The following is a 26,506-nucleotide window of genomic DNA, read 5'->3' as shown; positions in this document are numbered from 1 at the left end:
GTTCCCGGGCGCGTCGGTGTGATTGTCCCCCACACCGTCGATAGATTTTCGGGGCGCGCTCCCGGCCGTGGTGGCATGGACGTCCCCGACGGCTGGACCACCGACACGGTCCGCGCCAACGACGTCGACCTCCAGTACCACCGGACCGGCGACGGCCCGCCGCTCGTCGTCGCCCACGGGTTCTACGAGAACGCCAGGTGTCGCACCCCGCTGCTAGCGGACCTCGCCGAGGACTTCGACGTAGTCGCCTACGACGCCCGCGGCCACGGCGGCTCCGACAGCCCGGAGTGGGGCTACGGCATCGACGACCGCGTGGCCGACCTCGTCGGCCTCGTCGAGGCGCTGGAACTCGACGACCCAATCCTGTTCGGGCACTCCGCCGGCGGCGCGACGGTCGCCTGGGCCGCCGCACAGCATCCGGAGCTCCCCCGCGCCGTCGTGCTTGAGGACCCCGACGCCTGGAGCGGCGAGCCCGACATGTCCCCCGAGGAGATGGCGTCGTCCGTCCGCGAGCAGGTCGAGGAACTGGCCGAGCAGTCGGTCGCGGAGATCGCCGCCGAGCACGATGAACTGGACGACGAGCGCGCCCGGCGCGTCGCCGTGGCGAACACAGAGGTGAGTCCCAATATCGCCGGCGTGTACGGGACCGGTTTCCAGATGACGCCCGACGCCCTCCCCGACATCGCTGCGCCGACGTTGATTCTGAAGGCCGATACCGACCCAGAGGAACGAGCCGAGGACCCGGACATCGCCGACGCGCTGTCGGATGGCCGGCTGGTGCACGTTCCCGGTGCCGGCCATCACGTCTTCTGGGACGAGCACGACGCGGCGTGGGCGGAACTCCGGGCGTTCCTGTACTGGGTGGAGAACTGACTGCCTACGCCTCCTGCAACTGTCGCACTGTCAGCACGGGGCTCTCGCAGGTGCGGACGACGCGCTCGGCGACGCTTCCAATGAGGAAGCGGTTCTCGCCGTGGCGGCCCCGCGTGCCGGTGGCGACCACGTCGGCGTCGACCTCGCGGGCGAACGCGCAGATCTCGCCGGCGGGGCGACCCTCGCGGATGGCGGTCTGGACCGACAGGTCGGTCTCGTCCTCGACCTGCGCCAGTGCCTCCTGTGCGCTCTCCTCCAGTGCGTCGTGGAACTGGTCCCGCACCGACTCGGGCGAGGACTCCACCTCGCTCGCGTCGATCACGTACAGCGCGTGGACCGTCGCGTCGAAGCGCTCTGACAGGTCGAGGGCGACGGCGACAGCGCGTTTCACGCTCTCGGAGCCGTCGGTGGCGATGACGACGGTGTCGAACATGGACGTGGGTTCCCCGGCCGTGGGCATAAATCTGCGGACCTCTCCGTCAGTACTCCCCACGAGTTCGTAGCACTCACTCCCCGTCCAGCCGTTCCTGCCACTCCTGTACGCGCTGCATCAGCTCGACGGGCGAGGTTCGGTCCACGTCCAGTCCATCGAGTTCGTCCAGAACCGCCGCCGTCTCGGGGTCGATGGCCGGTTTCGGTTCCGGCTCCGGCTCGCTGCCGCCGTCCGCGGTCGTCATGGTGCCGCTGTCGAGGTCGAAGACGACCTGCTTCGTGCGCTCCCCGCCGCCGCTCCCGCGGGCTTCGATGGCCTTCTCCTGTCTGAGCCGGTCGAGCACGTCGCGGGCGCGGTCGACGACGGGTTCGGGGACGCCCGCGAGGTCGGCGACGTGGATGCCGTAGGAGCGGTCCGTCGGGCCCTCCCGCACGGTCCGGAGGAACGTCACGTCGCCGTCGCGCTCGTCGGCCGCGACGTGCACGTTCTGCACCCGTTCGAGGTGCTCGGCGAGCCCGGTCAGCTCGTGGTAGTGCGTGGCGAACAGCGTCTTCGCGCGGATCTCGTTGTGGAGGTACTCGACGGCGGCCCAGGCGATGGAGATGCCGTCGTAGGTGGCGGTGCCACGGCCGACCTCGTCGAGGATGACCAGGGAGTCCTCGGTGGCGGAGTGGAGGATGTTCGAGAGCTCCTGCATCTCGACCATGAACGTCGAGCGACCCTGGGCGAGTTCGTCCAGCGCGCCGACCCGAGTGTAGATACCGTCGACCAGTCCGACGGTGGCCTCGCGAGCGGGCACGAAGCTCCCGACTTGGGCGAGCAGCACGATGAGCGCGGTCTGGCGCATGTAGGTCGACTTCCCGCTCATGTTCGGCCCCGTGACGACGGTGAACGTGCGCTCGCCGTCCATGTGGCAGTCGTTCGGAACGAACTCGACGGTCTGCTCGACGACGGGGTGGCGGCCCGCCGTCACGTCGAGGGCGCGCTCGTCGGTCAGCTCGGGGCGGTTCCAGTCGTTCGAGACCGCGTGGGTCGCGAGGCTCGCGAGCACGTCGACCTCGGCGACGGCCCGTCCCACGTCCTGCAGCAGTTCGGCCCGTGTGGCGACACGGTCGCGGAGTTCGGCGAACAGTCGCGCTTCGAGGTCGCCGCGCTGTTCCTCCAGCCGGAACAGCTCGCGCTCCTTCTCGGCGAGCTCCTCGGTCCGGAAGCGCTTCGAGTTCTTCAGCGTCTTCACGTGCTCGAAGTTGTCGGGAACGCCGTCGGCGGCGGACTTGCCGACCTGCACGTAGTAGCCGTCGGTCTTGTTCCGGTCGACAGTGACGTGGCTGAGGGCGTGCTCGCGTTTCACCCGGTCGGCGAGGCCATCGAAGTACGCCTGCGCGGCCTCGTGGCGGTCGCGAATCTCGTCGAGCTCGTCGTCGTATCCCGGTTTGAACAGCCCGCCCTGGGTCGTGGTCTTCGGGGGGTCCTCGACGAGCGCGTCGGCGAGCGCCGCGCGGAGGTCGGCGGCCGCGTCGCGGTCGGGCCGCGAGAGGATGTCCGGCAGGGGCGAGTCCGCCAGCTGGGGCGACGCCTCGACGGCCTCGACGAGCTCGGGGAGGACCCCGAGCGTGTCCCGTACTCGGAGCAGGTCGGTCGCGTCCGCGCTCCCACCCACCGCCCGGGCGGCGAGCCGTTCGAGGTCGTACGCCACGTCGAGGGTCTCGCGGACCTCCTCGCGACCGAGCGCGCCGGCGGCGAAGGCGGCGACGCTCGCCTGGCGCTCGTCGAGCGTCGCCCGGTCGCGTCGGGGCCGCTGGAGCCACTCCTTCAGCAGCCGGCCGCCCGGGCTGGTGACGGTGTGGTCGACCGTCGCGAACAGGCTGCCCGCGCGGTCGCCGTGCATCGTCTCGGTGAGTTCGAGGTTGCGCTGGGTCGTCGCGTCGAGCTCGACGTGCTCGCCGCCGTGGTAGGGCTGGACCCGGGTCATCGACGCCAGTACGCCCGTGCCGGTCTCGTCGACGTACGCGAGGACGGCTCCGGCGGCGCGGACGCCGAGGTCGCCAACGCCGAGCGTCTCGAACGTGTCGTCGCCGAAGTGGTCGCGGGCGACGTGGCCAGCCTGCCCGGGTGCGAAAGACGCCGCGTCGGGCAGCGAGAGCCGCGCCCCGGTCCGCTCCTCGATGCGGTCACAGAGCACGCCGTCGTCCCGGACTCCGGGGCCAGGCAGCACCTCCACGGGACTGAACCGGTACAGCTCCGTGAGCGTGGCGTCGGTGCCGTCGACCGTCGTCACGTGGAACCGGCCAGTCGTCACGTCCGCGAACGCGAGGCCGTAGGTGGCGTCGCTCGCGTCGCCGTCCGTGCCGCCGTCGTCCGCTCGTACGACCGCGGCGAGGTACTGCGCGTCCACCCCGCCAACGTCGAGCAGGGTTCCGGGCGTCACCACGCGCTCTATCTCGCGGTGGATGTCGCCGTCGTCCTCGTGTTGCTCCGCGACGGCGACTGTGTAGCCGCGCTCGACGAGTGCCTTCAGGTACGGCGTGAGGTCGTCGACCGGCACGCCGGCCATCGGGTACGACGAGCCGTGGCTCGACTTCTGGCTCACCTTCAGGTCCAGCTCGTCGGCGACGAGCTCGGCGTCGTCCGCGAAGAACTCGTAGAAGTCGCCACACTGCATCGCGAGCACGTCGGCGTCGGTGTCCTCCTTCAGCCCCAGGAACTCCCCGACGATACCCGTCGCCTCTGTCATGGCATGTACTGGTCGGGAGGCGGAGTAAAACCCTGCGGGTTCGGCGCCGGTTCGCACTCGATCGCTGGCGAACCTGCCGAAGGCCTTTAGCCACCTCCGCGAGGAGCGGGTGGTATGGCAGGCGACCCGACCCGGCTCATCCGCGCGCTCGCCAACGCTATCGTCGCGTTCGGCGTCACCGCCGGGATGGGACTGCTGCTGCGCGTGCCGACGGACGTGGCGTTCCTGCAGGCTTCCGCCGTCGCCGTCGCGCTCGTGGTCGGGACGTTCGCGGTCGCGTCGATGGGCTACTGACTGTCTCCGCCGTTCTGTGAGTGCGTTCGGTTCTCGTTGGAATCGCGTAGTCCTCGAACAGCCGCGCGCCACCCGGCTGGTCGAATCCCATGGTTTCCGGTGGTCGCTACTGTCGCCGGCGACCAAAGCTAGTTCACACTTCCCCGTGAACCTGACCTGATATGCCGACGCCCGAAATCCCAGTAGACCCGCCGACGGACCGTGCCTTCGCCGTGGAACTCGACGACCGGGACCCGCTCGCAGGCCTGCGGGATCGGTTCTACATCCCCGAGGGCGACCGCTACATGGACGGGAACTCGCTGGGGCTCATGTCGAAGGACGCGGAGGCGGCGCTCGAGCACGTCGTCGACGAGTGGCGCGACCTGGCCATCCGGGGCTGGGGCGAGGCCGACCCTGACTGGTTCCACTACCCGGAGCGGCTGGGCGACCGGCTCGCGTCGCTCGTCGGCGCGAAGGAGTCGGAGGTGGTCGTCGGCAACTCGACGACGGTCAACATCCACACGCTGATCGGGACGATGCTGGACGCCTACGGCGCGGAGACGATACTCGTGGACGACCTGGACTTCCCGACGGACCACTACGCCATCCGGGCCCAGCTCCGCCAGCGCGGGCTCGCCCCCGACGAACACCTCGTCGTCGCCGAGAGCAGCGACGGGCGCACGGTGAGCCCAGACGACGTGGCGGCCGCGCTGGAAGACAACGACGTCGACATCGTCTTCCTCCCGACGGTGCTCTACCGGTCGGGTCAGCTGCTCGATGTCGAAGCCATCGCGGACCTCGCCCGAGAACACGGCGCGTTGTTCGGCGTCGACGCGGCCCACAGCGTCGGCGCGGTGCCCCACGAGTTCGACGCGAACGGCGTCGACTTCGCGGTCTGGTGCTCGTACAAGTACCTCAACGGCGGCCCCGGCGCGGTTGCGGGGCTGTACGTGAGCGAGGAGCACTTCGGCGCGCCACCGGCGCTGGCGGGCTGGTGGGGCAACGACAAGGGGACCATGTTCGAGATGCGGACGACGTACGACCAGGCACCGGACGCCGGCGCGTGGCAGGTTGGAACGCCGCCGCTGTTCGCGGCTGCGCCGCTCGACGGCGCGCTCGACGTGGTCGAGGACGCCGGTATCGACGCGCTGCGCGAGAAGTCAGTCGCGCTGACGGAGTACCTCGTCTCCCTGACCGACGCCCGCCTCGCCGAGCACGGGTTCGCCGTGGGGTCACCACGGGACCCCGACCGGCGGGGCGGCCACGTGGCGCTCGAACACGCCGAGGGCTACCGCATCAGCGAGGCCCTGCGCGACCGCGGCATCGTCGTGGACTACCGCCCGCCGGACGTGGTCCGGGTCGCTCCGTCGCCGTACTACGTCACCTTCGAGGAGGTGTGGTCGGTGGTCGACGACCTCGTCGAGATCGTCGAGGACGGGGTCTACGAAGGGTACAAACAGGAGGCCGGCGGGGTGACGTGAGTCGAGGGACTACGATTCGACGGTGAACGAAAGTGCCAGTTCGGCTAGCGGGTCGGTGCCTTCGCCCGCTTCGGGTGCGAAGGACGCCGAGTACTCACCCGCTGGCAAGCACTGTTCGTCCGGCCCGACCCACACCGTGAACTCGGTGGCGAGTTCGTCTCCGGTGTCGAGTTCGGTGTAGCCGTGGTACAGCCGGAAGCCGATGGGGCCGGCGAGCCGCCAGCAGTGCTCGGTCGGGTCGTCGGGGAACAGCTCATCGGTGCCGACCACGATATCCCTGTTCTCGGGGACCAACGAGGCGATGACTCCGTCCTCGTCGGTCGCACCGTGGGTCGAGAACGGCGGTGTCGAGCCGAAACTGCCGCCCGTCGGTCCACCGCTGTTTTCGAGGACGACGCGGATTCGCGGTGGCTCGTCGACGCTCCCCCGTGCGAGTATCTCGCCCTCGAACGGGAGGGCAGCCGAACTGGACTCCGTTTCGAGTTCCACGATTCGGGCAATCCCGACGTCGTCCTCCTGTGCGCCGAACGTCGTACAGCCGGAAATCGCCGTCGAGCCGACGACTCCGAGCAGTGTTCGGCGGTTCGTCGTGGGGGAGGGCATGGGGGAACCGACAGGTGGATGTCGGAAAAAGTTGCTCCCTGTCTGCGCAGGGTTGCCTGTGGGGCTTAGACCGCTCCCTCGCGCTCGCCGCCGGCCGCCGCGGCGACCTTGACAGCGAGCCATGCGACCAGGATGATCGGCGCGAGCGGGACCAGGACGAGTGCCAGCAGCCCGCCGATAAGGTAGCCGATTGCGCTCATCGGTGCGTTCGGGCCCATTCCGCGGCTCTCACTGAGTGTCGACATGGCACCCTAGAGTATGGTCCGAGCCAGCAAAAGCAGTATGCCGGGTCCGACACAACGACCGCGCTGGTCGTGTCTACTCGTCGATGTCGACCATCACGGGGCCGTCGTCGTCGTCTTCCTCGTCGCCCTCGTCCGCCTCGGTCTCGGCTTCGGCTTCGGCGTCCTCGACGGCTGCCGCGGCGGCGGCGCTGTCACCGGCGCGGTCGGCGAGGATGTAGCCGAACAGGCCGCCGACGAGCATCCCGAGGCCCGAGGCGCGGGTCGAGTCGACGTACCAGTCGCGGGGTTCGAGTTCGCCGGTGTTCTCGTAGCTCATACCGAGCAGGAGGCGCGAGCCGAGCTTGGCCATGCGCTTCGGGAAGAGGAGGCTGAGCAGGCCCTGTGCGGCGGTTGCAGCGGCGATCGCTTTCCGTAGTTTCGGGGAATCGAGCATACCCGGAGTTGTACCTCCAGTGAGAAAAACCCCGACCAAAGCGGGTGGGACCGCCAGCTCGCCCGGGACTCAGTCGAGGTCGAACTCCGTCGCGTCGTCGACCCAGGCCGAGCCACCGTCGCCGCCGGCGGTCTTGAACACCCCACGGGCGGTGGCGACGCGGGTCCCGGTCACGTCGCTCACGTCGCAGTCGACGGTGGCGATGTCCGAGCCGTTCTTGACGACCTCGGCCTCCGCGACGAGGTCCTCCGTCGCCGGCGCGAGATGGTCGATACGGATGTCGATTGTCGGCGTGGGCGTGAAGTTCAGCGAGATGACCGCCGCACCGGCGACGTGGTCGGCGAACGAGTGGACGACGCCGCCGTGGGCGACTATCTTCCCGGGGACCGAGGAGTGCTCCTCGACGAGTTCGAGGCGACCCCGGGCGAAGCCGTCCTCGGCTTCCTCCATCTCGATGCCGAGGTGCTTCGCGTACGGCATCGCATCGAAGATCGCGTTGACTGTCATGCACACCCGTTACGGGGCATCGGCCATACCGTTTTGCCAACGACCAGGAACGTGTCTTCAGTGTGTCGCGGTCGGCGGGCACCCCGCACGAACTTGTAGTGTGGTAACATTTATCATTCTCGGGAGCCAACGTGGCGGTCGAGGAACAACATGGCTGCTGCACCGAACCGGGACCGGGGACACGACGCGGCCGGAGTCGACGCCGTCGATTTTGATCCGTACGTCGCCATCGACGTCGGCGACGGCGAGATCCTGCTGTTCGACGAAGGCCGCTCCACGGCGTGGATCCAGTCCTCCGTGGCCGTCTCAGTCGAGGAGGCAGTGTGATGTCGCGACGGATTCGCTCGCGTCCCACACGACGTTCGGTACCGTCCCCAGCGCGGGTCATCGCCCACCTGTAACACCCACGCTCGCCCCGTTCTCCACGGTCTGTCCGCGGTGCGAATCACAGCCCTGAGCGCTGCCCCAGTCGAGCCGCCGGCACGTATCTCTCACCTCTTTCCTGTCGGAAGAATTTTGTTCGAGTCCGCTGTACCGACCGACCGCGTGACCCTCCCCCTGAGCGACGACGCGGTCGCCGCACCGCTCGGCCACAAACTGGTCAGTACCTACCTCGTCCTCGTCTCCCTCTCACCGCTCTCCCAGGCGCTGATTCGCGTCGGCGGGGGCGGCGTCGACACGCTCAACGCCATTTTCATCGCTGGCTGGGTGCCACTCTTCCTCGCCATCGCCTGGGCTGTGTTGCACCGTCACCGGTGGGGATTGCCCGGCGCGGGGTGGGTCGCCGCGTACGGCGTCCGTGACGTCGTCGCCGGTCTCGTTCGACGACCGACCGACCCGCTCGGCGTGCTTGCAGGGGAGCCGGCTGTCGACATCGCCATCTTCGTGGCCTCGCTCGCGGTGCTCGGCTACATCCTCTCCCGCTTCGCCGTCGGCGTGTACGAGTGAGTCCCGGCCGCGGGCGACAATCACAACCCCTACGGTGTCTCCCCGAGCAGCCTCAGCCATGCAACTGGGCGTACTCGGCCTCGGGCGGATGGGTCGCATCGTGGTCGACCGAACACTCGACGCCGGACACGACGTGGTCGCGTTCGACCTCGACGACGACGCGGTCGCGGCGGCGGCCGACGCGGGCGCGACGCCGGTCGACTCCGTCACCGAACTCGCGGCCGAGCTCGGTGACGAGAAGCGCATCTGGCTGATGGTCCCGGCGGGCGAACCAGTCGACGCCGCACTCGCTGATCTGGAGCCCCGTCTCGACGGCGACGACGTCGTCGTCGACGGCGGCAACTCCCACTTCGAGGACTCGGTCCGGCGTGCCGAGGAGACGGACGCGGCGTACCTCGACTGTGGCACTTCGGGCGGTCCCGCCGGTGCGGAACTCGGTTTCTCGCTGATGGTCGGTGGCCCGCAGTGGGCCTACGACGAGCTGACGCCCGTCTTCGACGCCGTCGCGACCGGTCCCGAGGGCCACGACCGCATGGGCCCGGCCGGCTCCGGGCACTACGTGAAGATGGTCCACAACGGCGTCGAGTACGCGCTCATGCAGACCTACGGCGAGGGGTTCGAGCTGCTCGCGAACGGACGGTACGACCTCGACCTCGAATCGGTCGCACGCACCTGGAACAACGGCGCTGTCATCCGGTCGTGGCTGCTCGAGCTCTGCGAGGAGGCGTTCCGCGAGGAGCGCACCGACACCGACGAGCTGGGCGATGTCGCGGACCACGTCGCCGGCGGCTCGACCGGTACCTGGACGGTGCAGGAGGCCCTCGAACAGGAGGTCCCCGTCCCGCTCATCTACCAGTCGCTCGCCGAGCGGTTCGGCTCCCGCGCCCCGGAATCCGGTCGGTTCTCACGGCGGCTCGCCAACCGGCTCCGGTACGGCTTTGGACGGCACGAGGTCGCCCGACAGGAGTGAGCTAGCGGGGAGGCGGCCCCCGGCGTCACGATCGGATTCAGCTGCCAGGGTTTTGAGGAGCGTCCGTGGGGCGTGTAGTAGGCCAGCAGCTCCTGCAAGGAGCCGAGCGGCCGTCGTCGTCGCAGGCGGGGGTGCTTCCAGGCGCAGACGCGCCGAGTGCGCTGGCGCGCAACTGGTCGACGCTGCTCGACGTGCAGGTCGACCCTGGCGGGGTGCCGCCGGTCATCGCGGACCAGAGCACTCCGGACGATAGCCTCTCGATTCGACTCTGCGGTCGGCTGAATCGGGGGCCTCGTCACCTCCAGCGTCTGCGTCTGTCAGAATAGGACGGGAGCGCGTCGTCGTTCAGGTGTGAGCGACGGGGGTCTCGGATGGGCGCTTCGCCGTGTCCGAGTGGTCTTCTCGGTGGAGGGTACGAGCGACGATGTAGAGTCCAACGGCCAGTGCCATGAACGATAGTGCGAACTCGGGATGCATGGCCAACGAAAGGGTACATGCCGTACTTGCCATGATGATCGCGACCGTCAGGACCCAGTGCAGCCAGTACTTCATACAGCGAAATTATGCTGTGAATGAATAAATGTTTGCTTCGGTAGCATAGTTCCGGTCGGTTCGTCCCTGCAGCGCGACGAGCGCGGTACCTCTTCCCTCTGTGCACGCCCCCTTCTATCAGAACGCGTATAAATCCTCTCGGTAGGCGCAGTTGTCGGCGCGAACGTCCGACACACGTCAGACAGCGAGCCTCGAAACGGGCACAGACGGGGCGGAACGCGGTGAACACGGCGCTGGATGGTCGGTCGATTTATTACCCCTTCGCTAACATGAGTGGGTATGGTAAAGAGCACGGTCCGATTCTCGGAGTCGACCGTCGAGGAGATCGAGTCCCTCGTGGCGGAGGGAGTCTTCGAGAGCAAGTCCGAGTTCTACCGCTTCGCCTCGGAGTACATCCTCGAACAGCTCTCGGACAGCTACGACCCCTCGACGGTCGACTTCGAGGACATCAAGGCGGACGTGTTCCCGCAGGACCAGGTCATCGAATCCGCCGAGGACCGCGAGTCCGGGCTCCCCTTCTTCGAGTCGGTCGCGACCGTTCGGCGGTTCGTCGTCCGCGGCAACCCGAACGACGCCGAGGACTTCATCGACCACCACTACCCGACGAGTTCGCGCGACGCGCTCCTGCTGGAGGAACTGCTCGAACTGTACTGTCACCAGTACGATGTCGACCGCACCGACCGGGACTGAGCGCCGACGATACCGTCGCACAGGGCGCGAGCAATCACAACTGAATTAAACCCGTACTCCTAACCGTCTCGCATATGGCTAACGAACTGGGAATCGCTGTCGGGCTCTCCCTGACGGTCATCGCCGTCACGCTCCATCTCGTGCGCGGCACGTCGTGGAAGCCCAACGAGGACATCTCGCAGGAGGTCCTCGAACATCGGGCGAGCACCGTCCCGGAGACCGAGTTCCCCGAGCCGATGAACCGCTCCCTCGGTGGCGGCGGCGCGGTCGGTGCGGTCGGCGCCGGCGACGCAGGCGCGGAGCTCGAGGAGGGCTCGGAGGAAGAGGAGTCGACGAGCCCCGCCGAAATCCCGGAGGACGAGATCGAGCACTTCGACATCGAGTACACGAAGGAGGGCGAGACCATCTCCGTCGCCAACAACGAGACGCTGCTCGATGCCGGTGAGGAGGAGGGCTGGGACCTGCCCTACGCCTGTCGACAGGGCCAGTGTGTCTCCTGTGCCGGACACATCGCCGACGGCGGTGACTCCAGAGACTACGTCGAGCACGACAACCAGGAGATGCTCGACGACCCCGAGCTCGAGGACGGCTACGTGCTGACCTGCGTCGCCTACCCGCGCGGCGAGTTCACGCTCGAGACCAGCGAGACGCCGTAGCCCCCGTCTTTGTCGCCGGCACATCACGTGCCGGCATGAACGATTTCGACGTGTTTCTCAGCGGAGACACAGGGGATGTGAGTGGCTACGCCGACCCGTCCGAGGACGCTCCCCGGGGGCTGGCGGCCGCGATGGCCGACGACGACGACGCCACCGTCAGGGGCGCGGCCCCGAGCCGTCGGCGTCGTCACCGGTGACGACGCGCACGGGGACACGCTGACGATGTCCCCCGCGGGCCTCCACGGACCTCCGACGCTCGTCCGCACGGCGACCACTGTGTCGCCCTGAAACCGGGTCGTGAACGCCCCCGTCGGCGTTTCAACAGATTCAAATCCGAGTGTTTCGTTTCGAAGGACAGTGAGCACTCAGCCGTCCGACAGCATCACGGAGGGCGGACTGGTGCGACCGATGTTCCGGCTCGCCTGGCCCATCGTCGCCCTCCAGCTCCTCCAGGTCACGTACAACATCGCGGACACGTTCTGGCTCGGCCAGTTCGATACCGACGCGCTGGCCGCCATCAGCCTCGCTTTCCCCCTCATCTTCCTGCTCATCTCCATCGCCGGGGGGTTCACCGCCGCGGGGAGTATCCTCGTCGCACAGTACACCGGCGCCGACAGCGAGGGATCTGCCGGCCGCGTCACCGGGCAGACGCTCTCGTTCGTCTCCGTCCTCGCCGTCGTCCTCGGTCTCGTGGGTTACGTCTTCACCAAAGACATGCTCGCCGCCCTCCCGAGCCAGCAGGAGACCAAGGAGGCGGTCATCCCCCTCGCGGCCGACTACATGGAGGTGTTCTTCCTCGGCATCGTCTTCATGTTCGGCTTCTTCGTCTTCTCGTCGGTCATGCGCGGCTACGGCGACACGAAGACCCCGATGCGGGTGATGCTCGTCACTGTCGCGGTCAACGTCATCATCGACCCGATCCTCATCTTCGGGGTCGGACCGGTCCCGGAACTGGGCATCACCGGCGCGGCGATCGCGACGATCTCCTCGCGGGGAATCGGGTCGATACTCGGCGTCTACATCCTCTTCTTCACCGACGCCGGCCCCGACGTCAGCGTCGAACATCTGGGATTCGACCTCGCGGTAATAAAAGACATCCTCCGCCTTGGCGTCCCCACCGCGCTCGAACAGTCTGCCAGCGCGTTCGCCATGGTCACGCTGACGGCGATGATCGTCCTGTTCGCACCGCCCGTCGTCGCAGCCTACGGCCTCGGGAACCGGATCGCCTCGCTCATCTTCCTCCCCGCGATGGGACTGGGGCGTGCCACCAACACGATGGTCGGCCAGAACCTCGGCGCGGGCAACTCGGACAGAGCCGGGCGGGCGGTGTGGCTCGCCGCCACCGTCGCCGCGGGCATCCTGCTCCTGGTGGCCGTCGTGGTGTACGTCTTTCCCGAGCCGCTCGTCGAGGTGTTCGTCAACCAGAACATCGACAACGCCCAGGCCACCATCGACTTCAGCGCCGACTACATCCGCGTTCGTGCCTTCGAGTTCGCGTTCATCGGCGTGCTCCAGGTCATGCTCGGCGCCTACCGCGGCGCGGGCAACACCAAGACCGCGCTGATGTTCTCGCTGCTGGCGCTGTGGATCGGCCGCGTCGCCACCGTCGGTATCCTCGCGTTCGACCCCATCCCGCTCATCGGCACCGTCCCGTTCACCGAGTTCTCCGGCTACGGGCTCGGGCCCGACGGCTTCTGGACCGGGATGGCGCTCGGGAACATCGTCGGCGGCATCGCCGCCGCGCTCTGGTTCACCCGCGGCACCTGGAAGAACGCCTACATCGAGGACGAGCCCGGGGAGTCGCCGTCGCCCACCGGCGGCGAGGAGTGAGCGGTTCACCCTCTCCGATAGGGAGTTGTCCAGTTCATAACGGTTATCACAGCGGATGGGCTATGCGTAGGTGAGGGCCCGTAGCTCAGTGGACAGAGTGCTTGGTTCCGGACCAAGATGTCGCGGGTTCAAATCCCGTCGGGTCCGCTCGTCCTCACTTCGTTCGTCCTCACTCCCCCGACGTACTCCCGCTCACTCGCTGACGCTCGCTCGCGGGAGTCCCGTCGGGTCCGTTCCTTGATTTCACGTCAGACACTCCTCCGGCGTACTCCCGTTCGTGAAAGCCGTCACTGCGTCAAGAGGCGAGGACACCGCACCCGCAGTTACTGATGTGCGTGCAGACTCGACAGGCGGGCCTGCCTGGTGTTGGAGGGGTAGACCATCTGCATCGGGAGCCCGCGCTCGTCGGTCGGTGGGGCGTCCGGGATGGTCAGGCGCTCGTCGGCTGGGCGTCGTGCCGTCACTGCTGCGACCAGGGCGTCGAGGATGTCGTCCGCGCCACCGACCATCGGTGCGTAGTCGGGGGTGGTGTACCGTGGAATGCACTCCGCGATGATCTCCTGCGCCTCGGGGCTCTCGTCGACGAGGAGCGACTTGCGCTGTCGAAAGCCGTCGCGGGTCGTCTTGGCGTTGTCGAGCGGCGTCTGTCCGTTGAGAGAGTAGAAGCAGACCTCCGGATGCGTTTCCTGCAACCGGTCGCGGGCGCCAGGATTCGCGTCGAGGAACTCGTCGACTTCCCGGATGCGCGGTACGACGCCCCACGCCTGATTCTGGATGCTGAACCCGGCTCGCTTCTCGTTCGTCGTCTTCGCCTCGTCGATGTTCTGCGAGTACACCGCCTCCCGGACTGGCGTGTAGAACACGCTGCGTTGCTGCCGGGAGAGCTTCTCCTTCGCTTTCACGTCACAGGTCCGCTTCCCGTCGCTGGAGAGCCCGATGGGGACGTCGACGAGGATGTCCGCGGCGTCGCTGTGGTACTTCCAGACGCTCCAGATGGACGGAAACAGGTCGGTCTCCCAGCCGCCGTCGTCGCGGAGTATCACGCCGAACCATCCTTTCGAGGCCCAGTCGAGACCGACGTACTTCGCCATACTGCTCCCTACACGAATATCCGTGTTAACTCTTGATTCTGGGTGGGGCTGGGAGCTGGTCGGGTGCCTCGGTCGTCGGGTTCGTCAGCGGGCGGGACAGTCCATCACTCCTGACCAGTACACGGGCCCGTCCTTGCAATCATCATCGCGTGGCCGGAACGGTCGCGGTTCCGCAGCTATCGTTTCGGATGCATAGGCTCATTACTATCTCTCTCCTAGTAGTATAGATGGCACGTACCGACCAGACGTACACTCGGCTCCGTCAGTTCAACGCAGTGATGGCCGTTCTGCACTTCCTGCAGGGCGCGCTGATGATCTACCTGAGCAGCTCGGTCAACTGGACTATCACCGTCACGAGTCTCGAATTCCAGGCGGACGCCCAGCGGCTGGAACCCGTGCTCGAACCCTGGACGACCATCCAGCTGTCCTACCTCGTCGCCGCGTTCCTGCTCATCTCGGCGCTGGCGCACCTGCTCATCGCGACGGTGCTCTACGACTCCTACGTCTCGTACCTCGAGCGGGGGATGAACCCCTACCGCTGGTACGAGTACGCGGTCAGCGCCTCGGTGATGATCGTCGTCATCGCGATGCTGGCCGGCGTCTGGGACCTCGGGACCCTCGTGGCGCTGTTCTCGCTGGTGGCCGTGATGAACCTCATGGGGTGGATGATGGAGCTTTACAACCAGACCACCGAGAAGACGGACTGGACGGCCTACATCATCGGGAGCTTCGCCGGCATCGTCCCCTGGATCGTCATCGCCATCACCATCCTGAGCACCGTCGTGGGGAGCGACGGTGGCGGGCCGCCGGATTTCGTGCTGGCGATCTACGCCAGCCTGTTCGTGTTCTTCAACCTGTTCGCCATCAACATGGTGCTGCAGTACCGGGAGACCTGGAAGTGGCAGGACTACCTCTTCGGCGAGAAGGCCTACATCGTCCTCAGCCTGGTCGCGAAGTCGCTCCTGGCCTGGCAGGTGTTCTTCGGCGCGCTGAACGCCCCTGTCTGAGAGCTCCCTCGCTGGAACAGGGCGGCGCCGGTGGCGGCACCCCCGACAGCAGTGCCGTGGCGCGCCGGACCACCGGCAGCCAAACATCCTTCACACCGCTCTCCGAAGCGCCGCCATGGACCGGCTGGAACGATTCGAGCGGCTGCGGCACCGATTCCACGACGGCGAGCAGCTCCGGGGCGGCTGGGTCTCCATCCCACACGGGGAGGTCGCCGAACTCACCGCCAGACACGACTACGACTTCGTGGTCGTGGACATGGAGCACGCACCGACCGACGTTGGCGACCTGGGCGACCTCGTCCGCGGCATCGATGCCGCACCGGGCGACACGGTGCCGCTGGTCCGCGTGCCGACCAACGACGAGGTCGTCATCAAGCGGGCGCTGGACGCCGGCGTGGGTGGGCTGATGGTGCCGCGGATCGACACCGCCGCGGACGCGGAGGCCGTGGTTGCAGCCTCAACCTACCCACCTGAGGGCATCCGCGGGACGGCCGGTACTCGGGCCTCTGGCTTCGGTGCGGACCTGCCGGCGTATCTGGACGGGGCGGACGACGCACTGACCAGAATCGTGCAGGTCGAGACGCTGGCGGCGGTCGAGAACGCTGCGGACATCGCCGCCGTGTCGGGTATCGACGCGCTGTTCGTCGGGCCCGCAGACCTCTCGGTCGCACTGGACGTGCCACTCGACTACGAGGCCGCGGTGTTCGAGGATGCCGTCGAGGCGGTGGTCGCGGCGGCCGACGACGCAGGGGTGCCGGTCGGTGTGTTCGCCACGGACCCGGACCGGTTCGAGACGTGGGCCGCGCGAGGGTTCGACTTCGGTATCATGGGCTACGATGCCGGGTTCCTGCGGGCAGGGAACGAGCGGCTGCTGTCGGCGTACGACGAGGACTGGGGCTGAGCTCAGTCGTCGGCGACGGACTGGTCGGGGCGGTACTCGCGGCTAATGGCCTTCCACTCGCCCGAGGCGAACCGCCAGTAGTTGATGGCCGCCGGGACGCTCGTCTCGGCGAGGAACGAGAGGTAGAGCCCGTAGATGCCGAGTGGCGTGGTCGCGCCGAGGTACGCGAGCGGGATGGCGACGCCGAACATCCCGATTGCCTGGCTGTAGAACGGCCACCGCGTGTCGCCGCTGGCGTCGAGCGGGCCGGCGGTCGCGGCCTTGACGCCGCCGGCGATGACGGCGATGCAGGCGGCGTAGACGAGTCCCTTGGCGACGGGGATGGCGGTGTCACCGGGGTCCCCGACGAACGAGGTGACGATGGGGTCGGCGAAGACGGCGACGACGACGGCCGCGATGGCGTAGGTGGCGACGGAGAACGCGATGATGTCGCGAGCGTAGGACTCCGCGGCCGCCTCGTCGCCCGCGCCGAGCTCCTGGCCGACGAGGCTGCTGGCGGCGAGTCCGAACCCCCAGCCGGGCGTGTTCATCAGGCCCCAGATACGGCGGCTGATGACGTACGCGGCGACGACCGTCGAGCCGAACAGGCCGACGATGGCGAGCATGGGGAACTTGGCGACGGTCCAGACGAGGTTGCGTCCGACGACCGGCAGGCCGATGCGGACGAGGTCGCGGAGGTCGCCGAGGACCGCGTAGGAGCCGGTCGGCGAGACCCGGACCGGGAGTTCGCCGAGGAGGGGGAGCCGGCCGGCGGCCAGCGCGACGGCGAAGACGCCGGTGATGAGCGCGTTCGAGAGCACGGTGCCCCACGCCGCACCCTCGACGCCGAGGCCGAGCCCGAAGATGAGCACGGCGTTGAGGGCGATGTTCATGACTGCGCCGCCCGCCCGGAGGACCATCGGCGTCCAGGCATCGTCGAGCCCGATGTAGATGCGGCTTCCGACGAGGTTCAGCCCCGCGAACGGGACCCCGAGGGCGAGAATCTTGAGGTACGCACCGCCGAGTTCGGCCGGGCGTGCTTCGTTGGTCAGGAGGGAGACGAGTTCGGTCGGGACCGACCAGAAGACCGCTGCAACGGGGAGCGTAACGACGACGACGAGGAGCGCACTCGCCCGGATCGCGTCGCCGAGTTCGTCGAACGCCTCGCCGCCGAACCGCTGTGAGACGAGGGCGATGGTGCCTGCGGCGAAACCACCGCCGAGCGAGAAGGCGACGCCCCAGTACGGGGAGGCGAAGCCGACACCGGCGATGGCAGTTCGGCCGACGGCGACGCCGACCATCGCCACGTCGACGGCGTTCTTCGACATCCGCGCGAGCCCCGTGACGATTCGCGGCCACGCGAGGTCCGTCGTCCGGCGCACGTGCTCCCGGGAGACGAGGCCGACGCGGGCCAGGCCGAGGCCGATCCAGAGGATGAGGAGCCGGACGGGGTTCGGCGGACGGTACACAGCCTACCTATTTCGAACCGAAACAAATGAGTTACGTCTCGTCGGCAATCGACGTTCCGTGTTCTGTCCAAGGACACGGCCCGAAAGTTCAAATATTGGTAATCTGATGCTATTGCGACGGGTCAGAATACTCGGCAGAAGCGGCCGGAAAACCTGTATATTCAGGCATCATAGATATAGTGGTCTGCCCTCCAGCGAGTAGTAGTGGTCACACCTACGTCATGTACTATCGACTACGGAACCGAGGCCCGACTGCAGCGAGCAACTCTTCCTGAGTCTCTCCAGTAGCTTCGCTAATGTTCGTTCAATTCACTCACGACTCACCACTTCTCGGTCAGGCCGTCTCTGCAGTCCCCGACATCAGTCTCGACATCGAGAAACTCGACGCCTCGCCGACTATCCCCCTCCGGGTCATCTTTCGGGCGCACAGCGGCCCGTTCGACGAGTTCGAAGCAGGGCTGGCCCACGACTCCACCGTCGCGGAGTTCGACATCCTCGCCGACGAGCAGGACCAGCGACTGTACTGTGTCCTCGCCGCCGAGACCATGCCCTGTGCCGAGCTGTACAGCGTTTCGATCGAGCTCCAGGGCGTCGTCGTCGACGCCACACGGAACGCATCCGGCTGGACGATGGGGATGCTGTTCCCCGACCGCGACGCGTTCGGGTCGTTCAGACGGGCCTGCGAGGAGGCAGACCTGACAGTCACTGTCGAGTCCATCCACAGCGGGCAGGTCGACTGGACGAACGACGACGCCGACCTCACGCCCGCCCAGCGCGAGATTCTCTCCCGGGCGGTCGAGGTCGGCTACTTCGACATCCCGCGCGAAACGACCCTTCGAGGGCTCGGCGACGAGGTCGGCGTCTCCGGACAGGCGGCGTCCGAACGCCTGCGTCGCGGGATGGAGACGCTCGTCCGCGACACCCTCTCCGATCAGGTTGGCGACGACCAGTAGCTCAGTCGTCGGCGGTTCCCCCACTGCCGGGTAGCTCGTGCCCCCGAAACAACGACGGACCGGGAGGACACGGTGATGCCGTGAACCACAAGACAGGTGTCGTCGCCGCCCGACGCTCTCTTCGTGCGACGAATCGCCGACCACCACGTCTTCGGCGTCGCCGTCGACGCCGAGACGCGCTGTGCGCACTACGACGCGGAGTACGACGTGCTGGCGCTCCGGTTCGGTTGCTGTGAGCGGTTCTACCCCTGTTTCGAGTGCCACGACGCCGTCGCTGACCACGCCCCCGAGCCGTGGCCGCGTGCCCGGTTCGACGAGGTGGCCGCGCTCTGTGGCCGCTGCGGCGCGGGCCTGCCAACGAGCGAGTACCTCGCCGACCCGGAGACGTGCCCGGTCTGTGGCGGGGCGTTCAACCCGGGCTGTGCGGCCCACCACGACCGGTACTTCGAGGGTGAGTAGCCTCCCACGCATCGCCAGCCGTCTCGACGCCGGCGACGCCGACGGACCAAAAAGGTTGTAGCGACGTGGCCGCAACTCTCGCCGCAACGACCGACCGCAATGTCCACACGAACCCACCTCCTCGTTCCACTCGCGCTCGTCCTCCTCGTCGCGCTCGCCGGCTGCACCGCCCTCGGCGGCAGTGGCGGCCCTCAGGACGACGACAGCCTCGGTGAGGGGCAGGAGATCCGGAGCGAGGTCGCCAACGAGATGGCCGCCATCGACTCCTACAACGTCTCGATGGTGACCGCCATCGAGTTCGGAGCCAACGAGCAGGTGACCGAGTCCAACAGCACCGTCGACGTCGCCGCCCAGCGGATGGTCACGGACAGCATCACGACGATCCGGACGAACTCCTCGCGGACCCGGCAGGGCTCTACCACCTACGTGTTCGGCGACCAGCAGTGTCTCGACCTCGACGGCAGCTGGGAGCAGTCCACCGTCGACCGTAGCCCGTGGCGCTCGGCCACGAACGTCAGCGTCCTCACGGAGCTGCTCAACAGCTCCGATGCGCGCCTCTACAACGACACGTACGACGGTCAGGACGTCCACGTCATCGTCGTCAAGCCGAGCGACGAAGCCGTACAGACGCTGCTCGCGGACACCGAATCTGACGTCGAGTTCAACGACGTGACCTACACGCAGTACGTCGACACGGAGTCGAAGCGGCTCCTCCGGTCGGATATGAACGCGACCTACTTCACCAGCGGCCGGGAGATCCAGCTCACCGTCTCGATGCGGTTCTCCGACTTCAACACGAGCCACCCCATCGAACTGCCCCAGTCCGCCGTCGGCTCCAACGGCAACGGGCCGTGCGCCGGGATGGCGGGCAACAGCTCCGAAGCGAGCGTCGCGCTGTAATCACGACCACGCCTACAGGTTCTCGCCCTGATAGCTGCCGTCGTACTCCTCCATGTGTTCGGCCTCGGCGAGCACCAGCTGGGCGATGCGGGCGCCCGACTCCAGCTCGACGTCGTGGTGGACCTGCAGCAACCCCTCGCCGCGGCCCTCGTAGCCGGCGTCCCAGACCGCCGTGTTCAGCATGCAGGAGTTGCGCATGAGCGACGAACGCGGGTAGACGAAGCCGACGTGGTCCGACGGGATGGCGATGCGCTCGCCGTAACGCGCGACGTAGGTGCCGGCTTCGAGGTAGTACGTCGGTGACCCCTCGTCGGTGTACTGCTCGGACTCGACCTCCTGTCGCTCCCCGATCTCCTTCCCGTCGGTCCGGATGCGCCCCGGTTCGCGCTGCTCGAAGACGGCTTCGACGGTGAGGTCGACGCCGTTGGGCTGTATCTGGTCCTCGGTCGTCGGCGACACGTGCTCCGCGACGAACTGCCCGGAACGGTACATACGCGAGCGTCCGAGCGGAGTCGAATGTAGCTTGCGAGTTGGGGCCGAGGTCCCGCTCGCAGTCGCTCTCGGAGCCGCGGGTAGTGCTTGTACAGCCCCGTGTGTTACCGCGCCGACGGTGACGACCCCGATTCCGACGACTGTCGGGAGCGTGACCCCCGGCCGATTGCCCGCATCTGCCCGTCCGTCGGGGAGGTGTCATGCACCAGCGCCGCGTCGCCGAACAACAGCGGGAAGACGACCATCCCGTACACCACGGTGGCGAGGAGGAGCGAGGTTGCGACCCCGGTGAGATACTACTTCACCGAGACGCTGGTCGCATCGTCCGACATACCTCCGGCACTCGAAGCGGCTGGAAAAATACCTGTCGGCGGCTCCGCAGTCCGCGTTCTCCCGTGACCGACGACGACTGTGCCGCGACTCGGCAAGGATTGCGCGAATCGACAGGCTCAGCCCCGAAAACCGCACGGTCGTCCATCCAAAACACGCGGGATTTATGGTCGCGGGCGGCCGAACTTAACCTTGCTATGGGACAGACGCTTACAGAGAAGATTCTCGATGACCACCTCGTCGAGGGAGAACTCGAAACAGGCGAGGAGATCGGTATCGAGATCGATCAGGTCCTCACTCAGGACACGACGGGAACGATGGTCTGGCTGCAGTTCGAGGCGATGGGTCTGGACGAGGTCCAGACGGAGATCGCCGCGCAGTACTGCGACCACCAGACCTATCAGTTCGACTTCAAGAACACTGACGACCACCGCTTCCTGCGGTCGGCCGCCGGCACCTACGGGGCACACTTCTCTCGCCCCGGCAACGGTATCTGCCACAACGTCCACAAGGAGAACTTCGCCGCACCCGGCAAGACCATGCTCGGGTCGGACTCGCACACGCCGACCCCGGGCGGGCTCGGTGAGCTCGCAATCGGCGCGGGCGGTATCGACGTCACCGTCGCGATGGGCGGTGCGCCGTACTACATCGAGATGCCCGAGGTCGTCAACGTACGCCTCGAGGGCGAGGTCCCCGAGTGGGCGACCGCGAAGGACGTCATCCTCGAGATGCTGCGACGCCTCTCCGTGAAAGGCGGCGTCGGCAAGGTGCTGGAGTACACCGGTCCGGGCGTCGAGACGCTCTCCGTGCCCGAGCGGACCACCATCACCAACATGGGCACCGAACTCGGTGCGACCTCCTCTATCTTCCCGACCGACGAGAAGACGAAGGACTACCTCGCCCGCCAGGGCCGCGAGGAGGACTTCGCCGAGGTCGCCCCCGACGAGGACGCCGAGTACGACGACGAGATCGTCGTCGACCTCTCCGACCTCGAGCCGCTCATCGCCGAGCCGTCCATGCCCGACAACGTCGTCCCCGTCCGCGAGGTCGAGGGCGTCGAAGTCAGTCAGGTCATGATCGGCTCCTGTACGAACGGCGGCTACGAGGATATCCTCCCGGCCGCGAAGATGGTCGAGGGCCGCGAGATCAACAAGAAGACCGAGATGATCGTCGCGCCCGGCAGCAAGCAGGCATCCGAGATGCTCGCCCGCGACGGCTGGGTCGCCGAGATGATGGCCGCTGGCGTCAACTTCTCCGAGGCGACGTGTGGTGCCTGTATCGGCATCGGTCACGTCCCCGCCAGCGACTCCGTCTCGCTGCGTACCTTCAACCGCAACTTCGAGGGTCGCTCCGGCATCGACGACGACTCCGTCTACCTCTGCTCCCCCGAGGTCGCGGCCGCCGCCGCGATCAAGGGCGAAATCGTCGACCCGCGCGACCTCGCCGACGAACTCGGCGACCTCGAGGCTCCCGGCTTCGAGCTCCCCGACGAGTACGACGGCTCCAAGGCCGACCTCATCGCGCCCGACGAGGCCGTCGACGACGAGCTCGTCAAGGGCCCGAACATCAAGGACGTCCCGCTGAAGGACGCGCTCGACGCCGAGCTCTCCGGTGAGAACCTCCTCAAGATGGAGGACAACATCACGACCGACCACATCACGCCCGCGAACGCGGACGCCCTGATGTACCGGTCGAACATCCCGGAGTACGCGAAGTTCACCCTGACCCGGATCGACGAGACGTTCCCCGAGCGCGCCGAGGCCGCCGACGGTGGCGTCCTCGTCGCCGGCGAGAACTACGGCCAGGGCTCCTCGCGCGAGCACGCCGCGATGTGTCCGATGTACCTCGGTATCGACGCCGTCTTCGCACAGAGCTTCGCCCGCATCCACAAGGCGAACCTGTTCAACTTCGGCATCGTGCCGTTCATCATCGACGAGGACACCTACGCGAAGATCGACCAGGGCGACGAGCTGACCGTCGTCGACGACATCCGCGAGGGTGTCGAGTCCGGTCAGGAGGAGTTCACCGTCAGCGTCAACGGCGACTGGGAGTTCACCGCGGGGCTCGACGCCTCCGAGCGCGAGCGCGACATGCTCGCGGTCGGCGGCAAGCTCCCGTGGACGAAGCAGCGCGCCCATGGCGACGACGGGGCCGCGCCCGCCGACGACTGAGCGCGCACTCGCGACTGCAGCACCGACCTCGTTCTTTCGACGCGCTCAACACTGGCGAGTCACGACGCCAGCCCGATGGACTCCCGCAGGCACGCGCTGGCAGGGCTGTTGCTCCCGATTCCGGCCGCCGTCGCTGGGTCTCAGGTGCGGCGTTCGTCGTCCAGACGGAGGCCGCGGCGTTCGCGCCCGTACAGGGCCGCATCGCCCTCGCGACAGCGTTCGATGTGGCGGTCATCGTCCTCGGTGTCTCGGTCCTCTATGCGGCCTTCCGAGCCGGCACCCACGTGATTGATAATCGCGCCAGCCCAACTGTCGGGTCGTGACGACCGTCACCCGGGACGCTGCGGACGACGACCTCTACATCCGGCAGGCCGAGCACGCGGACCTGCTCGCCGTCTTCCGCATCGAGAAGGCGGTCTTCCCGCAACCGTGGCCGTTCGACGCCTTCCAGCGGTTCCTCGGCGAGCCGGGCTTCCTGGTCGCGACGGAGAACGGGAAGGTGACAGGCTACGTCGTCGCCGACACCATCCCGAACCACGGCCGCGCGCTCGGTCACATCAAGGACCTCGCGGTCCACGAGTCGCGGCGGGGCGAGGGTATCGGCCGGCGGCTGCTCGCCCGTGCCCTCGCGACGCTCGCGACCCGTGACGCGACCTCTGTCAAGCTGGAAGTCCGCGTCGGCAACGAGCCCGCCCGTTCGCTGTACGAGGACTTCGGCTTCGAGGCGCTCCGGCGCGTCCCCCGCTACTACGACGACGGGGAGGACGCGCTGGTGATGGTCAGAGACCTCTGAGAAGCGCAAGGGCCTTTCCTCCCGACCACCTGCCACCGGACATGGGATACGAGTGTCCGGTCTGTTCGGTGCCACACTCCGACGCCGAGCATCTGGCGAACCACCTCGCGTTCACCGCGATGCTCCACGGCGACGAGCACGAGGACTGGCTCGCGGAGCACGCACCCGGGTGGGAGTCGGCGAACCCGGAGTCGCTCGCGCCGGTCGTCGCCGACGCCGTGCCGGAGACGGAGTTCGAGCAGGTGTTCGAGGATACGACCGAAGGACACGACCACGATCACGCCAGCTTCGAGGACGCTGTCGCCGAGGGCGTTCGCGACGGCAACCGGGGCTCGGCCTCGGCGACTGCCGACCACGACGAGGTCTTGCAGGAGGCCCAGGAGCTGACTCGACGGATGCACGAGGACGCCGAGTCGGACGCGGAAGACGAGGCGTCCGACACCGAAAGCGAGTAACCGCTCCCGGTTCGCAGTTCACCCATGCACACCGTCGGAGAGCTTCGCCCCGAGAGCGAGGAATCAGCACGCGAGGTGTACGAGGATGTCGGACCGACCGCACAGCTCGTCGTCAAGGAGATCGCGAAGTCGATGCAGTTCGACCGCGAGGAGTACCAGGAACGCGTCGACTCGGACGTGGTCGAGACAGCCCGTGACGTGCTCTTTGCGGCCGAGCTCGCCGTCCACGTCGGCACCCGGGAGGAGTACGACGAGTGGGCCGCCGAGTTCGACGGCGAGGTCCACGAGACGGGAAGCGAGCAGGTCGCCAACGTCGCGTGGCACGTGGCGCCCTTCGCCGACGAGGCGGTCGCCGCGACGTTCGCCGACGAGGAGGACGCCGCCGTCGACACGCTCCGACGGCAGGCGCTCGGGCGCATCTACCGCGAACGGCTGTGACGAAACCCCCTTACTCGTCCCGTTCTAACCGCCGCGTATGCGACAGCGCTACCTGCTGCTCCTCATCGGGCTGGTCCTCGCCCTGCTGGCGCTCGGCGCGCTGCCTTCCCTCCTCACGAGCGGCGACCCGTACTACGTGACGGCGACCGACGCCGAGACCGACCACGCGGCTGTCGACGTGTCGAACTTCTCCGAGCAACAGTACCCGTACCTGTTCGCGGCGCTCTCCGACGGTCGCTCCGGCAGCTACTACGAGGGCCCAGTCGGCATCAAAGGGGCGTTCACGCACTCGCCGTTCGACGAGTTCGGCGCGCTCCGGACGCGGTCGCCCGACGCGGTCGAGGGTGACGTAGCCTACGTCCAGCACAACGGCACGGTTTACCGCCTGGAACTCACACGGGAGACCGATGAGTGATCCCGACGAGTGGACGCTGGAGGAGTCCGTCGCCGAGTACGAGACCGGCTGGTACACCGGTGGCTACGACCGCGTCACACAGCCCGACGGAAGCGAGAAGCGCTACTACTGGGCGGAGCTACCGGATGCGGTCGTCGTCGTCGCCGTCGCCGACGACCAGATGCTGTTCGTCGAGCAGTACCGGCCGGCCATCCGCGAGACGCACCTCGAACTCCCCGCGGGCATCGTCGAGGACGGCGAGTCGTTCACCACCGCTGGTGCGCGTGAACTCCGGGAGGAGACCGGCTTCGACCCCGCTGGCGTGTCGTTGCTTCAGGAGTTCTGGTGTTCGACCGGCGTGCTCCGGCACCGTCGCGGCATCGTCTTCGCTGAGGGGCTGGAGCCGGCCGAGCGCGAGCTGGACAGCAACGAGTTCCTGACGATACGGACCGTCCCGGTCGACGAGGCACTCGACCGGGCGCGAGCACAGCCGACCAACGACGCGACCGTTGAGGGTGTGCTGCTCGCGAAGGAAGAGGGGTTGCTGTAGGGCCACTCGGGGGCGAACAGGCGGCGCTGGCACTCGTCGCGTCGGTGCGCCACACTCCCGCCGAGGCCGACGCGGGCCGTCGTCACTGCATCGCTGACCCTGCCCGCGGCTTGCTATTTGAACCCTCGCCGTCCAGCAGGCTTACTTCCGTCCGGGCGTACGTTCCTGACGATGGACGGCGAGATTCGACCCGAGGACGTGAAGGCGCAACTGGACGACGACGACTCGCTCGTCGTCGACATCCGGAACGAGCTGGCGTTCGAACGGGGACACATCCCCGGCTCGACGAACCTGCCGTTCCAGCGGCTCCCGAGCGAGGTCGAGCGCGTCGCGGGGCACGACCACGTCGTGACGGTGTGTCCGCACGGGAAATCGAGCGTTCAGGCGGCTCGGCTCATCGCGTCCTACGAGGGGTTCGACGGCACCGTCGAGAGCATGGCTGGCGGGCTCACCGAGTGGGAATGGGAGCTTGAGCGCGCCGAGGCGGCCGAAGAGCCCGGCGACGCACCGTTCTAACGCGGTCGCTCGACGCGAGACAGCAAGAGAAGGCGTTGGGTCAGGCGACGTTGAATCCGCGCTCGCGGAGGAAGTCCTCGATGCGGCCCGAGTGATTCCCCTGGAGTTCGATGTGGTTGTCTTCGACGGTGCCCCCACAGGCGAACTTCGACTTGAGGTCCGACGAGAGGCTGTCGAGGTCGACGTCTTTCGCGTCGAACCCTTCGATCACCGTTACTTCTTTACCGTATCTTCGCTCGTCAATGCGGATGGTTATCTCAGTGTCGCCCTTGGCAACGTCTTCGCAGACGCAGAGTTCCTCGGGCAGTCCGCACGTCGAGCAGACTTCCGACATTACAGGTTGGACGTACGAATTCGCCATATTAAACACTATCGGGTGG

Annotated in this window: 36 protein-coding genes and 1 tRNA gene; 25 read left to right on the top strand and 12 right to left on the bottom strand. The window is 67.4% G+C overall.

Features of this window, described 5'->3' with window-relative positions; translation table 11 throughout:
- The first annotated feature begins 75 nt into the window (after positions 1–75).
- The gene (locus tag NO978_RS12395) at positions 76–873 is read left to right on the top strand and encodes an alpha/beta fold hydrolase (protein ID WP_257299899.1); all 798 of its coding nucleotides are present in this window, start codon (positions 76–78) and stop codon (positions 871–873) included.
- A 4-nt stretch (positions 874–877) separates the two neighbouring features.
- On the opposite strand, the gene NO978_RS12390 is transcribed toward NO978_RS12395, so the two are convergent.
- Together NO978_RS12390 and mutS are read right to left on the bottom strand one after the other, a co-directional pair.
- Positions 878–1,306 (bottom strand): universal stress protein, encoded by a 429-nt coding sequence (locus NO978_RS12390; RefSeq protein WP_257299898.1) that lies wholly within the window; start codon positions 1,304–1,306, stop codon positions 878–880.
- Positions 1,307–1,379: 73 nt separating this feature from the next.
- Positions 1,380–4,040 (bottom strand): DNA mismatch repair protein MutS, encoded by a 2,661-nt coding sequence (gene mutS / locus NO978_RS12385; protein WP_257299897.1) that lies wholly within the window; start codon positions 4,038–4,040, stop codon positions 1,380–1,382.
- A gap of 114 nt (positions 4,041–4,154) precedes the next feature.
- Here mutS and NO978_RS12380 point away from each other — a divergent pair, with 114 nt between their 5' ends.
- Positions 4,155–4,334 carry a hypothetical protein gene (locus tag NO978_RS12380; protein WP_257299896.1) on the top strand — a complete coding sequence of 60 codons (180 nt, stop codon included), beginning with the start codon at positions 4,155–4,157 and terminating at the stop codon, positions 4,332–4,334.
- Between the two features lie 161 nt (positions 4,335–4,495).
- Complete coding sequence (gene kynU, locus NO978_RS12375; protein ID WP_257299895.1) at positions 4,496–5,794, top strand: kynureninase; 1,299 nt, start codon at positions 4,496–4,498, stop codon at positions 5,792–5,794.
- Positions 5,795–5,803: 9 nt separating this feature from the next.
- Here the strand turns inward: kynU and NO978_RS12370 are convergent, their stop codons facing one another.
- The 4 genes from NO978_RS12370 to NO978_RS12355 all read right to left on the bottom strand — a co-directional run bounded on the left by NO978_RS12370 (position 5,804) and on the right by NO978_RS12355 (position 7,582).
- Complete coding sequence (locus NO978_RS12370) at positions 5,804–6,397, bottom strand: hypothetical protein (protein ID WP_257299894.1); 594 nt, start codon at positions 6,395–6,397, stop codon at positions 5,804–5,806.
- Between the two features lie 65 nt (positions 6,398–6,462).
- A complete protein-coding gene (locus tag NO978_RS12365; protein ID WP_257299893.1) occupies positions 6,463–6,642 on the bottom strand; it encodes a hypothetical protein in 180 nt (59 codons plus the stop codon).
- 73 nt (positions 6,643–6,715) lie between these two features.
- Positions 6,716–7,075, bottom strand: a complete 360-nt coding sequence (locus NO978_RS12360; RefSeq protein ID WP_257299892.1) for a hypothetical protein — start codon at positions 7,073–7,075, stop codon at positions 6,716–6,718.
- Between the two features lie 69 nt (positions 7,076–7,144).
- Entirely contained in the window at positions 7,145–7,582 is a 438-nt protein-coding gene (locus NO978_RS12355; protein WP_257299891.1) for a PaaI family thioesterase, read from the bottom strand.
- A 150-nt stretch (positions 7,583–7,732) separates the two neighbouring features.
- Here NO978_RS12355 and NO978_RS12350 point away from each other — a divergent pair, with 150 nt between their 5' ends.
- The 4 genes from NO978_RS12350 (at position 7,733) to NO978_RS12335 (ending at position 9,826) form a co-directional block, all read left to right on the top strand.
- Positions 7,733–7,909, top strand: coding sequence for a hypothetical protein (locus tag NO978_RS12350; RefSeq protein WP_257299890.1), 177 nt, complete (start codon positions 7,733–7,735; stop codon positions 7,907–7,909).
- Positions 7,910–8,128: 219 nt separating this feature from the next.
- The gene (locus tag NO978_RS12345; protein ID WP_257299889.1) at positions 8,129–8,530 is read left to right on the top strand and encodes a hypothetical protein; all 402 of its coding nucleotides are present in this window, start codon (positions 8,129–8,131) and stop codon (positions 8,528–8,530) included.
- 58 nt (positions 8,531–8,588) lie between these two features.
- Complete coding sequence (gnd, locus tag NO978_RS12340; protein WP_257299888.1) at positions 8,589–9,500, top strand: phosphogluconate dehydrogenase (NAD(+)-dependent, decarboxylating); 912 nt, start codon at positions 8,589–8,591, stop codon at positions 9,498–9,500.
- Between the two features lie 65 nt (positions 9,501–9,565).
- Complete coding sequence (locus NO978_RS12335) at positions 9,566–9,826, top strand: hypothetical protein (protein ID WP_257299887.1); 261 nt, start codon at positions 9,566–9,568, stop codon at positions 9,824–9,826.
- A 19-nt stretch (positions 9,827–9,845) separates the two neighbouring features.
- Here NO978_RS12335 and NO978_RS12330 read toward each other — a convergent pair whose 3' ends face one another.
- On the bottom strand, positions 9,846–10,052 hold the full coding sequence (locus NO978_RS12330) for a hypothetical protein (protein ID WP_257299886.1): 207 nt from the start codon (positions 10,050–10,052) through the stop codon (positions 9,846–9,848).
- Positions 10,053–10,331: 279 nt separating this feature from the next.
- Here NO978_RS12330 and NO978_RS12325 point away from each other — a divergent pair, with 279 nt between their 5' ends.
- The 5 genes from NO978_RS12325 (at position 10,332) to NO978_RS12305 (ending at position 13,375) form a co-directional block, all read left to right on the top strand.
- Positions 10,332–10,742, top strand: a complete 411-nt coding sequence (locus tag NO978_RS12325; RefSeq protein WP_257299885.1) for a transcriptional regulator — start codon at positions 10,332–10,334, stop codon at positions 10,740–10,742.
- A 74-nt stretch (positions 10,743–10,816) separates the two neighbouring features.
- Positions 10,817–11,398, top strand: coding sequence for a 2Fe-2S iron-sulfur cluster-binding protein (locus NO978_RS19815; RefSeq protein WP_303647282.1), 582 nt, complete (start codon positions 10,817–10,819; stop codon positions 11,396–11,398).
- Between the two features lie 35 nt (positions 11,399–11,433).
- Entirely contained in the window at positions 11,434–11,595 is a 162-nt protein-coding gene (locus NO978_RS12315; protein ID WP_257299884.1) for a hypothetical protein, read from the top strand.
- Between the two features lie 211 nt (positions 11,596–11,806).
- A complete protein-coding gene (locus tag NO978_RS12310; RefSeq protein ID WP_303647304.1) occupies positions 11,807–13,228 on the top strand; it encodes an MATE family efflux transporter in 1,422 nt (473 codons plus the stop codon).
- A 74-nt stretch (positions 13,229–13,302) separates the two neighbouring features.
- Positions 13,303–13,375 (top strand) — tRNA-Arg (locus tag NO978_RS12305).
- 176 nt (positions 13,376–13,551) lie between these two features.
- Here NO978_RS12305 and NO978_RS12300 read toward each other — a convergent pair.
- On the bottom strand, positions 13,552–14,319 hold the full coding sequence (locus NO978_RS12300; protein ID WP_257299882.1) for a DUF429 domain-containing protein: 768 nt from the start codon (positions 14,317–14,319) through the stop codon (positions 13,552–13,554).
- Between the two features lie 227 nt (positions 14,320–14,546).
- Here NO978_RS12300 and heR point away from each other — a divergent pair, with 227 nt between their 5' ends.
- Positions 14,547–15,326: a heliorhodopsin HeR gene (heR, locus tag NO978_RS12295; RefSeq protein WP_257299881.1), complete on the top strand. Its 780-nt coding sequence runs from the start codon at positions 14,547–14,549 to the stop codon at positions 15,324–15,326.
- A 115-nt stretch (positions 15,327–15,441) separates the two neighbouring features.
- Positions 15,442–16,227, top strand: a complete 786-nt coding sequence (locus NO978_RS12290; protein WP_257299880.1) for an HpcH/HpaI aldolase/citrate lyase family protein — start codon at positions 15,442–15,444, stop codon at positions 16,225–16,227.
- A gap of 2 nt (positions 16,228–16,229) precedes the next feature.
- On the opposite strand, the gene NO978_RS12285 is transcribed toward NO978_RS12290, so the two are convergent.
- Positions 16,230–17,675, bottom strand: a complete 1,446-nt coding sequence (locus NO978_RS12285; RefSeq protein WP_257299879.1) for an MATE family efflux transporter — start codon at positions 17,673–17,675, stop codon at positions 16,230–16,232.
- A gap of 296 nt (positions 17,676–17,971) precedes the next feature.
- Between NO978_RS12285 and NO978_RS12280 the strand changes: the two genes are divergently transcribed.
- The 3 genes from NO978_RS12280 to NO978_RS12270 all read left to right on the top strand — a co-directional run bounded on the left by NO978_RS12280 (position 17,972) and on the right by NO978_RS12270 (position 19,987).
- Entirely contained in the window at positions 17,972–18,628 is a 657-nt protein-coding gene (locus NO978_RS12280; RefSeq protein WP_257299878.1) for a helix-turn-helix domain-containing protein, read from the top strand.
- Positions 18,629–18,751: 123 nt separating this feature from the next.
- Positions 18,752–19,087, top strand: coding sequence for a CHY zinc finger protein (locus NO978_RS12275; protein ID WP_257299877.1), 336 nt, complete (start codon positions 18,752–18,754; stop codon positions 19,085–19,087).
- A gap of 99 nt (positions 19,088–19,186) precedes the next feature.
- On the top strand, positions 19,187–19,987 hold the full coding sequence (locus tag NO978_RS12270; protein ID WP_257299876.1) for a hypothetical protein: 801 nt from the start codon (positions 19,187–19,189) through the stop codon (positions 19,985–19,987).
- Positions 19,988–19,999: 12 nt separating this feature from the next.
- Here the strand turns inward: NO978_RS12270 and NO978_RS12265 are convergent, their stop codons facing one another.
- Positions 20,000–20,479 carry a deoxyuridine 5'-triphosphate nucleotidohydrolase gene (locus NO978_RS12265; RefSeq protein WP_257299875.1) on the bottom strand — a complete coding sequence of 160 codons (480 nt, stop codon included), beginning with the start codon at positions 20,477–20,479 and terminating at the stop codon, positions 20,000–20,002.
- 87 nt (positions 20,480–20,566) lie between these two features.
- Here NO978_RS12265 and NO978_RS12260 point away from each other — a divergent pair, with 87 nt between their 5' ends.
- Entirely contained in the window at positions 20,567–20,878 is a 312-nt protein-coding gene (locus NO978_RS12260; RefSeq protein WP_257299874.1) for a hypothetical protein, read from the top strand.
- A gap of 128 nt (positions 20,879–21,006) precedes the next feature.
- A complete protein-coding gene (locus tag NO978_RS12255; RefSeq protein ID WP_257299873.1) occupies positions 21,007–22,980 on the top strand; it encodes an aconitate hydratase in 1,974 nt (657 codons plus the stop codon).
- A 140-nt stretch (positions 22,981–23,120) separates the two neighbouring features.
- Here the strand turns inward: NO978_RS12255 and NO978_RS12250 are convergent, their stop codons facing one another.
- On the bottom strand, positions 23,121–23,264 hold the full coding sequence (locus NO978_RS12250) for a hypothetical protein (protein WP_257299872.1): 144 nt from the start codon (positions 23,262–23,264) through the stop codon (positions 23,121–23,123).
- Between the two features lie 35 nt (positions 23,265–23,299).
- On the opposite strand from NO978_RS12250, the gene rimI reads away from it, so the two are divergent.
- The 6 genes from rimI (at position 23,300) to NO978_RS12220 (ending at position 26,126) form a co-directional block, all read left to right on the top strand.
- The gene (gene rimI / locus NO978_RS12245; protein WP_257299871.1) at positions 23,300–23,773 is read left to right on the top strand and encodes a ribosomal protein S18-alanine N-acetyltransferase; all 474 of its coding nucleotides are present in this window, start codon (positions 23,300–23,302) and stop codon (positions 23,771–23,773) included.
- 41 nt (positions 23,774–23,814) lie between these two features.
- Positions 23,815–24,228, top strand: coding sequence for a DUF5810 domain-containing protein (locus NO978_RS12240; protein ID WP_257299870.1), 414 nt, complete (start codon positions 23,815–23,817; stop codon positions 24,226–24,228).
- A 24-nt stretch (positions 24,229–24,252) separates the two neighbouring features.
- A complete protein-coding gene (locus NO978_RS12235; protein WP_257299869.1) occupies positions 24,253–24,666 on the top strand; it encodes a DUF5809 family protein in 414 nt (137 codons plus the stop codon).
- A 37-nt stretch (positions 24,667–24,703) separates the two neighbouring features.
- On the top strand, positions 24,704–25,081 hold the full coding sequence (locus NO978_RS12230; RefSeq protein WP_257299868.1) for a hypothetical protein: 378 nt from the start codon (positions 24,704–24,706) through the stop codon (positions 25,079–25,081).
- Positions 25,074–25,610, top strand: a complete 537-nt coding sequence (locus tag NO978_RS12225) for an NUDIX hydrolase (RefSeq protein ID WP_257299867.1) — start codon at positions 25,074–25,076, stop codon at positions 25,608–25,610. Before NO978_RS12230 ends, NO978_RS12225 begins: the two co-directional genes overlap by 8 nt.
- A gap of 171 nt (positions 25,611–25,781) precedes the next feature.
- Positions 25,782–26,126 (top strand): rhodanese-like domain-containing protein, encoded by a 345-nt coding sequence (locus tag NO978_RS12220; RefSeq protein ID WP_257299866.1) that lies wholly within the window; start codon positions 25,782–25,784, stop codon positions 26,124–26,126.
- 40 nt (positions 26,127–26,166) lie between these two features.
- On the opposite strand, the gene yciH is transcribed toward NO978_RS12220, so the two are convergent.
- Entirely contained in the window at positions 26,167–26,460 is a 294-nt protein-coding gene (gene yciH, locus NO978_RS12215) for a stress response translation initiation inhibitor YciH (protein ID WP_089733931.1), read from the bottom strand.
- Positions 26,461–26,506 lie beyond the last annotated feature (46 nt).

Origin of the sequence: Haloarchaeobius sp. FL176, assembly GCF_024609245.1 — an archaeon.
Taxonomy (GTDB): domain Archaea; phylum Halobacteriota; class Halobacteria; order Halobacteriales; family Natrialbaceae; genus Haloarchaeobius.
The sequence above is the reverse complement of the archived record's forward strand: the minus strand, read 5'-3'. Positions and strand labels throughout refer to the sequence as shown.